Raw genomic sequence first — 494 nt, forward strand, 5'->3', positions numbered from 1 at the left:
GTGGTCACGATGGACGCCGCGCACACCCAGCGAGACACCGCCGAGTATCTCGCCGGCGAACGCGGGTTCGACTATGTCGCAACGTGTAAGGGAAACCAGCCCGCGTTGCTGAAATCGGTATTCATGAAAGTGGTGCCGTTAACGAAAACTCCACCACATCATGTCGTGAAAGAGCGGGGACATGGGCGGCGTAGTCATTGGTCGACGTGGGTCACAGACGCCGAAGGAATAGACTTCCCGCACGTGCGTCAAATCGCTTGCATTCGTCGGGACATCTTCAATTTGGACGGGCAACGAGTCAGCAAGGAATGTGCCTGGATCATCACCAGTATTGCACCCGAACGTGCGCGAGCTGCTGACCTGCACACCTACACTCGCGAACACTGGGGAATAGAGAACAAATCTCATTACGTACGTGACGTCACCTGGCGCGAAGACGCGCATCAATCGCACACCGGAAGCGGGCCACGAGCCATGGCGACACTCAAAAATCT

1 protein-coding gene is annotated in these 494 nt (G+C 56.7%); it reads left to right on the forward strand.

What is annotated here, in order from left to right:
• Positions 1-9: 9 nt before the first annotated feature.
• The coding region (locus QSK30_RS36620) for an ISAs1 family transposase (protein ID WP_285510005.1) at positions 10-494 on the forward strand (485 nt) is incomplete at its 3' end.

It is taken from the genome of Actinokineospora sp. NBRC 105648 (genome assembly GCF_030269645.1).
Classification (GTDB): Bacteria; Actinomycetota; Actinomycetes; order Mycobacteriales; family Pseudonocardiaceae; genus Actinokineospora.